The organism is uncultured Ligilactobacillus sp. (assembly GCF_948826705.1).
GTDB lineage: Bacteria > Bacillota > Bacilli > Lactobacillales > Lactobacillaceae > Ligilactobacillus.
Genome location: NZ_CAQLEL010000095.1, coordinates 1 through 8,196, shown reverse-complemented (window position 1 = coordinate 8,196; position 8,196 = coordinate 1). Strand labels below are relative to the sequence as shown.

The following is an 8,196-nucleotide window of genomic DNA, read 5'->3' as shown; positions in this document are numbered from 1 at the left end:
TGATATTAGAACGAGTTAGTTCATTTAGTATAGCTAATTTTTGTTCTGCACTGTATTTTGATTTCCTAGACATATAAAATACCCTCCAAGTATAAGATGAATTTTCTATTTCATCTGTATACTTAGAGGGCATTATAGCCAATCAAGGGTTTTTAGCGTTTTATTAACGGCGACGTTCTGGAATACGAGCAGCCTTACCTTGTAATGCACGTAATGACATCTTGATATTAGTGATTTATCACAAAACTATCTATCCCTTGTCAGCAGTATATTACAGACATTATGCAAAACATAAAAGTCTCTATATATTCTCAATAATATGTCATGTATCAAGCTGTTTTTGCTACATTTTTGCATAGCAAAATAAAAAATAGTCCCACCCGAAAAATCGAGCAAGGCGCTTAGTTTTTAATAATAAAAAACCGTTGCTTTTAAGGAGGCAACGGCGTAAACAGTACTGTTTTGAAATAACGTAAGTACCAATTATTTAATTTCCTAACAGCTATAGTATAGCATATGTCACATTTATTTCAAGATTTATGTATGGGAGGCACGACTCCCTTGTGTTAGGAAAAATAATCAGTAACTTATGCGTTATTTCTTCTTGTTGGAGAAATATTTAACTGCTGCTCTCGTCAAGACTAAAACAACAGGCGCATAAGCGACCAATACGTCAAAAAACGTGTGGTGCACGCAAATATTCTCCTTTCTAGGTACAGCAGTTGGATCCATTCTCGTGCCAACTTCAAAAACTGTTCTCTGGCCCAGATTGCAGTAACAAATACTGCCCCTTTATTATACTTGAGTCCTACCTAATACCGCAATGTTTGCCCCGGATAAATCAGATTTGCATTCCTGATACCGTTCATCGATTGTAAGTGGCCAACTGTTATCCCAAATCGACTAGCGATTGCACTTAAGCTATCACCATAACGAACTGTGTATGTTCGTTGAGCTGTAACTTGGCCGTTTACTCGCAATACTTGACCTGGGTAGATCAAGTTTACGTTGCGAATGCTATTCAATGACTGTAGTGTGCCAACTGTCGTGTTATAACGTGTTGCAATTGCACTTAAACTGTCGCCCTGTTGAACTACATACGTACCACTTGCCACAGTTTGAGCCTGTGTGCTTGTCTGTAGGATCTCAACGCTTGCGCGATCGATCCACGACATGATACCTTCAAGCAGCACTTTATCACCATTAGTCTCGATAACTTTGTAGCTTCTACCTTTGACCCAACCAGGAATCGAAGCTCCATTACTCCAACTTTTTGCACTGAAATTAACTTTCACAGTATATCCAGCTTCGATTGCTTTCTTAGGAGTATGATCTGCTTGAATACCTTCTTTGACCGCTTCTGGTTTTGTCACCGGTCGCTCAGCATCACCATGCTTGTAACCTTTTTCGGTAATACCTAGCAAGTCAATGTTGTAGTCTAATCCACCAGCACGACCAGTCGAAGTGAATTGCCAAATTGCTACACCAGGCATTGATGGGAAGTATCCCCACAACGGCTCTGTGCGAACTTGCATATCAGCATAAGAAGCGATCCAAAGCGAGTTTGGAAATTCTGACAAGATCCGATCTAACTGCAAATGGTTAGCGATATAGTATTTGCCAGAGTACAGCACAGCCGTATACCCGGCATCTCTGATCCGACGCATACCATACAACACATTGTCCGTATTAGCTTGTGCGCTAGGACCAGCCCCATCTTCGTAATCTAAAGCAATGATCGAACCTTTTGGTGTTTGGATCTTAGGCAAGAAGTAATTGAGCATGTTTGCTGTTTGCATTGTATTCCCGCCTGTTTCCATCCACACATAAGTGTGCATTCTCAAGCCCATAGCAATTCCAGTACTCACCTGCGATCGATATGTCCACTGATCGTACAACCTGCCATGGACCGAACCGCCAATCTGCGCGATACTAAATGTATCGCTTGCTTGTGCTTTTTGTGCATTAGCGCCTTGATAAATTGCTGTATCAGTGCCTTTCTCACGCACTTCAGACGCTTGAACCTCATTGATCTCAACAATTTCAGAAATTGCCGGCAACGTGTTTGTGGTACCATTTGCTACTTTGTTAATAGTAGCCGGTCCTAAAACAAAAAGAGCTATCGCAGTGATAGCTCTTAAAAAAATTTTTCTTTTACTCACTCGGATCACTCCTTTTCTTTTTGTGGATATTGAGCAAGCAGTTCTTTTTGTTCAGCGTATGCTTTTTCAATAGCATTCTCTATTGCTTGTTTATCTTTAATGCTAAAGCCCGCATCAGACAACGCTTTAATTACACTTTGAACCGCGTGATTTTTCTTGACCGCGCCACTCAAATATTCTGTAACTCCCAACTTTTGGGACGCGATAACAGCATCACGTGCCAACGGCTCTAATACGTTAAACACTGTGCGTGCCTTATCATTCTTTGCGATCACATTTCCAACATAGGCAATCACCGCTGTAATAACTGTAAGCAACAACGTCAAAACTGCATCATTCATCCTTCCTACTCCTTTCCAACTTCTTTTTGAGACGTGAATTTTCTTTTTTTAAACGCTCGATCTCACTCGTTTCTTTTTCCTTGATCTCACTTTTCTTGCGATTTTCGTGCGCTGTGATCCAAGCGACTAAAGCAGAACCCAGCGCACTCACAATCGCAACTAAAACCTGGTCGCTCATTCCGTCACCCTTTCACTAAAACTTCAGCAACTATGCCAAATAAGACGAAGAAAGCATAGATTGCTGGAAAGCTAATAAATCTACCAACAAAAACATCTGCAATAACAAAAGACATAAAAAATACAAGCCAGACACAGGTCAGCAATCCTGTCATCAAAGGCTTGTAATATAAGTGTTTAACGTTCCAAAGTGAATACACCAAAGCGATCGTTCCTACACATCCTAATAGGAAAATGAAAGGAGGATCATCGAGCATTTCAAGCGGCGTGGGTGGCACACTATGAAACACTCCAGTTGATCGCTTAGCAATGAAATAGACAGCTAAAGACCAAGTTTCCAAAGCTTTAATGAACCAAAAACGATTCTTTTTTAAATTGGCTAACATTTTGATCATCTCCTTATAGCGCCAACGCTGATAACATCATCTGCATCCCAAATTCCCAGCTCGTACATAACTCGAGCGAAAACAGTTTTTCTGCCATACGAAACATCTTTCGTTCCTGGATCTCCGTAGGCGTTTTTCCAGTTAAAATCTGTATCTTTACGAACAGGTTTATTCACCTTAGTTGAAGGTGCCCAATATTCAAAACCTGAATTCGCCTGTTTAAATTTTTCAACAGTGATACCTCCATTAGCAGCTCGAATAATATTGTAAGGCAAAGGATAAGCAACAAAATCCGTTCCAACTGTACTACTTGTATGTCCGTACCCATAAATAGTCGCAGTTGTTTCGTAGTCTGGAAACTGCAGTGTGCACCCATTATCAAAGCGAATTGTCCATGGTGTTGTCGAACGATCTAAGATCCACGAAGTAGGACCAATTCGTTTGGCTTGTTCTCTAGCTTCTATCTCAGCTACCTTATCATCTATTAGCTCTTCAGCTTTATCTATGATGTCTTGGTAATTTGGAGCATAGGTTACGTATGTCTCGCCTTCACGAATTTGACGATCCCAAATTTCTGCATTGTAACTAAAAATTTCACTTCGTAACATAAGCATCACTTGTACATTTTCTATATACGATACAGCATCAAAAGTAAAAGTCACTTCAAAAACTTCATTTTCTTTAGCTGTAAAGCTCTTTGAAATAGCCTTTTCACTGAATACATAGTTACCATTAGATACAGCTTCAAACTCTATCTCTTTATCTTTAAAATCTCTATCAGTCTTAACAAGCATACTGAAAATATATTTTCCTTCACGCTTTAAATCCACTGAAGTTAAAAGAATATCAGTGTTTTTATTATATGGATTACCTGACTCTAAAAGTTGCAAGGTTCCTTGAGTGCTAGCTATATCAAAGCTAAAACTTTCACCTATGTCATAAATCAATCCCCAACCAGTTGCACCTTTATTAGTGTGCAATGACAGATTCTGGCCACCAATTTTTAGGTTGTCAATTCTGTTATTCAGTTTATTATCAGCTTCTGCTAGTTTTTTTCCTTGAACTTCTAATTGTTTTTGAATTTCTTTTTCAGCATCAACTGCTCTGTCATTAGCATGTTTAACTGAAGCCTCTGTTTCGCGTTTCAATTCTTGCTTTGTTTTGTCTAACTTTTGCTCAAGTTGCGCATTAGCATTATTTAAACTCTGTCTAGTATCGTCAATGTTACTCATTGCAGTTTTGTAGATCTCAGCTATATTCACCGACAAACTATTTGAAGTTTCTTCAATAGATGTTTCAAGTTCTTTCTTGAGATCTGATAGATGCTTTAACGTAGCCATCGCAGCACTATTGATCTTGATAGCGATATTTTGGTTTGCTAACTCAAAGCCAAAATTGATCTGCAGGTTCGTACGACTTCCACCTTCATAAGCGTTCATATACTGTGGCTGATTAGCTTTGATCACTGCGAATAGTCGTTCGTGGTCATCAACTTCAGCGATCAAAAAGACAGTATTTAGCGTATAGTCGTATCTAATATCTGTTCCATCAAAGACGATCTCAAAGTTTAATGTCACGCTCTCTGCTGATGAAATACGATTGATCGTTGTTTCTTGATTATGTGACGCATTTTTGTAGTTTTCATCATTTAAATCAACTAATTTATCTGTACTGTAAGCATTAGCTGAAGCTACAGCTTTTGTGATCAACAGGTCTTTTTCGTTAGCGATCGCTTTATTCAACAGATCAATTCCTTGAGTGGTAACGACTGTTTTAAATTTATCTGACATTTCTCTTCTCCTTTCTAAGTCGCATCATAGATGATCGCGTTGTTTGTTCCTGAGATCACTAGCACTGTTGTTTTTGTGCTGTCGATCAAACGAACTTCATGGACACGAACACCTACCGCAACTGTATTTTTTATCCGACGCATCAAATAATTACGCTCCCAATCGGTCTTTGCCACATCAAGTGGAATATCGATGATGCTGATCGCTAGTGGCTCATCTTCATGTTTAATGATCTTCATGCCCCGAACATCGACATCAAAAGCATTCTTGATCGTAGTCAAAATACCATTCGCAGTCGTATCACCACGTCTAGCAGCAATCTTTGATTTAAGCATTATCCGATAAAAACGATCATCAGCTTTACCGCGTTTCTCGTTGAGTTTTTCACCGATATCATCAAGCAATTTACCAGAAGCTTTATCGATGCTTCGATATGTGGCTATCCCGTTAAATTCATCTCGAACATCTGATAATGACCAAGCAAAGAAGCGCACCACTTTTTGCAGGTTCTGACCGTATTCAGTATTGAAAGCACCAGTCAATCTGTGCATGTATTCTTTAAAGATATCTATCATTTTAAGATCACTCCATTATCTGCAACTTCAGCAGTTTCTAGATCGCTTAGTTCGATATCCTGCGCTGATACTTCAGTCTTAGATAGTCCGATCTTTACATCAGCAACGACAACGCCGGGAATGCTATAGATCCTTTGATACAGATAACTGTAGTAGATCATACTTCCCATGCCGACCGAACTAACATAGTCTTGTACTACTTGTTTAACTTGTTCATCGCCATCTTGTGGATAAGCATCTTCATTTTTAGTAAGCTTGATCTCAGCAAAAATAGCTCGCCGGATAGGAAAATCAAACTTGACTTCATGACTTTGACCAGCGATATCTTTAAGTGTTGTCACTTGAGTTCCTGCAGTCGTAACGCCCGCAGCAACCGAATTAAAGATAGCTTCAGCGATATCATCTTTATAACCACCATCCACAAAAATATGAATGCTTTTAGCCGGTGTATTAGTCACACTGTCATCTTCCATCGTGTCATTTCGAACGATCCGCACGCTTCGAACACCATTCACTTTCTTGATCGATGCGAGCACGCCGTTATAAGGCGATGATGCCGTTGCTTCATTGGCTAATGTGATCCGACCACGCAGATCTTCATCAGCTTCAACTTCAGCACCACCGATCATATCGCTGATCTCAACATGTAAGATATTTTCCACCGGCGTTACTTGTCGAGCAACAAAGCTACCATCTTTATTGTATTTTGCGCCTAGATCATAGGCGTATAGATAACGACTTGTGCCAATCCCAATATTATCGGTCCCATGTGCTAAAGTTCCGACTGAATCGATCACGATATTTTGTTTGCCGGTATCTTTCAAAATGATATCTTCAGTCGTGACATACATTAATTCATCACTAGTCTTAAATATGGTTCCGGCCGGCACTTCATAACCAGCTACGCCATAGATCTTAACGTTACCGATCGCAGTTTGCGCCGGCTTACGTGTGATCCCTGCGTTAGCTGCTAATTGATCTAAAGTAGTTCCGGTCGCTGAGTCGACAAATTGCGAATTATAGACGACTTCAGCTAATTGATGTAGTTTATCTAAAAAATAGGCGTGTACTCTTATCAGAATACCGCCTACCGAATGCGTGTTGATCTGTGCATTTTCGCCAAATAATTCACGCCACTTCAAACCTAATTCTTTGACTAATTCTTCATAACTCGGCCGAGAAAAGCCATTTTTATCAATCATCTAAAGTCACCTCCATTTCAATAGTTTCCGAATTTTCAAGCGTGGCCACAAATCTGATATAAAGCTTTCTGCCAACAACATTTATCTCATTGACGATCACACTCGCTACACGCTCATCTTGCGTCAGCGCGTCATTGATATTACTAGAAACGTAATTCAAATCGTAGTCTTTACCGATCAACATTCTCTGATCAAGACCCATCCCTAGATCAGCAAAAAATTCTCCTTTACGAGATTTGAGCAAGATCATCAATGCTTGTTTGATTTCGTCGATCTCTGACACTAGTTGCAAATCCTGGTCAAAATCAAAATCTCCGTCGTTAGTCATCTTGATATCGATCATGTGAACACCTCCATCACCACAGCATCGTTCAAATTGTGCATTCGTTCAGAATCTAACTTAAATTCGTTAGCTGTACCGTCCCAATTAACTAAAGAACGATCCAAAAAGACAACACCCACTACACTTCCGACCCCGATAAACATTTGCGCTGATTTACCAACCACCACGTTCATCAGCAAAGCACGTTTAGTACCACTCGAGTTTAGTGCTAGTGGTTGAACGCTTGCTCTGGTGCGATCATCATTCAAAGCTGTGACTTTTGCTAACTGGCAAACGTGAAGGTTAGCATTGATATTCTTTACAAGTTGTCTGACAAATTTTGTATCATTATCACGTAATACCATTAGTTTTCGATCCCTTCAAATTCAGTTCTAGCCTCAGTCCCGTTAAAGGTATGCTCGCCGTTGATCACATACATTCCATGCGTCAGATACTTACTCTTGACATCGACACGCGAAAAAGTGGTCAAGTGATAGTTTAAAATGCTAGTGCATGAAAAACTCCAACGCCCATAACCATCGTCATCGTCCTCATCTTGCCAATCGTCGTCCCGACTTGCTACCGTAGGACTTCCGATCAACCCCGTCTGTGGTGTCAAGCGGAATAATTCAGCATTTCTACCAGCAAAAACAAAAGCAAAAGTTAAGCGTCCACGCAGATAAAACAGACTTGTTTTAGTTTCGGTGGCTAGCGAGCTTAAAATCTCCATCGGATGACCTTCAGCGGTGTATTCTTCTTCAAAACGCTTATTCTTGTTGATGCTGACAAAATCTAGTTGCATACCAGCTCGACGTGCTACTTCTTTGACGATCACATCTGCGTGTGTCCCAGCTGCGAACGTAATATTTTGTTTTGGTAAGCGTGTATAATCTTGTCCTTCGAGCACACGTAACACGTAAGCTGTATCAGCATCTTGTAACGTTGGTGTCGTTGTTCTGAAGATCGTACCGCTCATCAAAAGCCCGGTATCACCATGGTAACCAGCAAAAAGCTCGACTTTGTCACCTTGCCGAATACTATTAAAATGTCCCGGATTAATGTTGAATAGTGTGATCTCAGCGATATGTTTTTCTGAGTTGCTAGAAAACGGTACTGTGAAGTGAATCTCAGATGATTTAGCATGATTTTTGTTGTATTGAAATTCGATCCTGCCAGTTCGAGTGTGAACTCTGACCAAGATCTCAAACCCAAATTGTGCTTTACCCATTTAATCCACCACC

The 8,196-nt window shown here is 40.1% G+C and carries 10 protein-coding genes; all 10 read right to left on the bottom strand.

Annotated elements, in window-relative coordinates; translation table 11 throughout:
• Positions 1–812 precede the first annotated feature (812 nt).
• From Q9Q35_RS06490 to Q9Q35_RS06445, 10 genes are read right to left on the bottom strand one after another with little or no spacing between them, the layout of a single operon-like run.
• Positions 813–2,162 (bottom strand): LysM peptidoglycan-binding domain-containing protein, encoded by a 1,350-nt coding sequence (locus tag Q9Q35_RS06490; RefSeq protein ID WP_304652655.1) that lies wholly within the window; start codon positions 2,160–2,162, stop codon positions 813–815.
• A gap of 5 nt (positions 2,163–2,167) precedes the next feature.
• On the bottom strand, positions 2,168–2,503 hold the full coding sequence (locus tag Q9Q35_RS06485) for a phage holin, LLH family (RefSeq protein WP_304652654.1): 336 nt from the start codon (positions 2,501–2,503) through the stop codon (positions 2,168–2,170).
• Positions 2,496–2,681, bottom strand: coding sequence for a hypothetical protein (locus Q9Q35_RS06480; protein ID WP_304652653.1), 186 nt, complete (start codon positions 2,679–2,681; stop codon positions 2,496–2,498). Before Q9Q35_RS06480 ends, Q9Q35_RS06485 begins: the two co-directional genes overlap by 8 nt.
• A 4-nt stretch (positions 2,682–2,685) precedes the next feature.
• Positions 2,686–3,066 carry a hypothetical protein gene (locus tag Q9Q35_RS06475; RefSeq protein WP_304652652.1) on the bottom strand — a complete coding sequence of 127 codons (381 nt, stop codon included), beginning with the start codon at positions 3,064–3,066 and terminating at the stop codon, positions 2,686–2,688.
• Between the two features lie 5 nt (positions 3,067–3,071).
• Entirely contained in the window at positions 3,072–4,856 is a 1,785-nt protein-coding gene (locus Q9Q35_RS06470) for a hypothetical protein (RefSeq protein ID WP_304652651.1), read from the bottom strand.
• Between the two features lie 14 nt (positions 4,857–4,870).
• The gene (locus tag Q9Q35_RS06465) at positions 4,871–5,431 is read right to left on the bottom strand and encodes a hypothetical protein (RefSeq protein ID WP_135998330.1); all 561 of its coding nucleotides are present in this window, start codon (positions 5,429–5,431) and stop codon (positions 4,871–4,873) included.
• Positions 5,428–6,633, bottom strand: a complete 1,206-nt coding sequence (locus tag Q9Q35_RS06460) for a baseplate J/gp47 family protein (RefSeq protein WP_304652650.1) — start codon at positions 6,631–6,633, stop codon at positions 5,428–5,430. The genes Q9Q35_RS06465 and Q9Q35_RS06460 overlap by 4 nt, the downstream gene beginning before the upstream one ends.
• Positions 6,626–6,976, bottom strand: coding sequence for a DUF2634 domain-containing protein (locus Q9Q35_RS06455; protein WP_304652649.1), 351 nt, complete (start codon positions 6,974–6,976; stop codon positions 6,626–6,628). Before Q9Q35_RS06455 ends, Q9Q35_RS06460 begins: the two co-directional genes overlap by 8 nt.
• A complete protein-coding gene (locus Q9Q35_RS06450) occupies positions 6,973–7,320 on the bottom strand; it encodes an ABC transporter substrate-binding protein (protein ID WP_304652648.1) in 348 nt (115 codons plus the stop codon). Before Q9Q35_RS06450 ends, Q9Q35_RS06455 begins: the two co-directional genes overlap by 4 nt.
• Complete coding sequence (locus Q9Q35_RS06445) at positions 7,320–8,183, bottom strand: phage protein (RefSeq protein ID WP_304652647.1); 864 nt, start codon at positions 8,181–8,183, stop codon at positions 7,320–7,322. The genes Q9Q35_RS06450 and Q9Q35_RS06445 overlap by 1 nt, the downstream gene beginning before the upstream one ends.
• Between the last annotated feature and the right edge of the window lie 13 nt (positions 8,184–8,196).

Coding starts and splice junctions, on each gene's coding strand:
- Q9Q35_RS06465 (WP_135998330.1), bottom strand. CDS start 5,431: ATGATAGATATCTTTAAAGAATACATGCACAGATTGACTGGTGCTTTC.
- Q9Q35_RS06445 (WP_304652647.1), bottom strand. CDS start 8,183: ATGGGTAAAGCACAATTTGGGTTTGAGATCTTGGTCAGAGTTCACACT.
- Q9Q35_RS06480 (WP_304652653.1), bottom strand. CDS start 2,681: ATGAGCGACCAGGTTTTAGTTGCGATTGTGAGTGCGCTGGGTTCTGCT.
- Q9Q35_RS06460 (WP_304652650.1), bottom strand. CDS start 6,633: ATGATTGATAAAAATGGCTTTTCTCGGCCGAGTTATGAAGAATTAGTC.
- Q9Q35_RS06485 (WP_304652654.1), bottom strand. CDS start 2,503: ATGAATGATGCAGTTTTGACGTTGTTGCTTACAGTTATTACAGCGGTG.
- Q9Q35_RS06470 (WP_304652651.1), bottom strand. CDS start 4,856: ATGTCAGATAAATTTAAAACAGTCGTTACCACTCAAGGAATTGATCTG.
- Q9Q35_RS06475 (WP_304652652.1), bottom strand. CDS start 3,066: ATGTTAGCCAATTTAAAAAAGAATCGTTTTTGGTTCATTAAAGCTTTG.
- Q9Q35_RS06450 (WP_304652648.1), bottom strand. CDS start 7,320: ATGGTATTACGTGATAATGATACAAAATTTGTCAGACAACTTGTAAAG.
- Q9Q35_RS06455 (WP_304652649.1), bottom strand. CDS start 6,976: ATGATCGATATCAAGATGACTAACGACGGAGATTTTGATTTTGACCAG.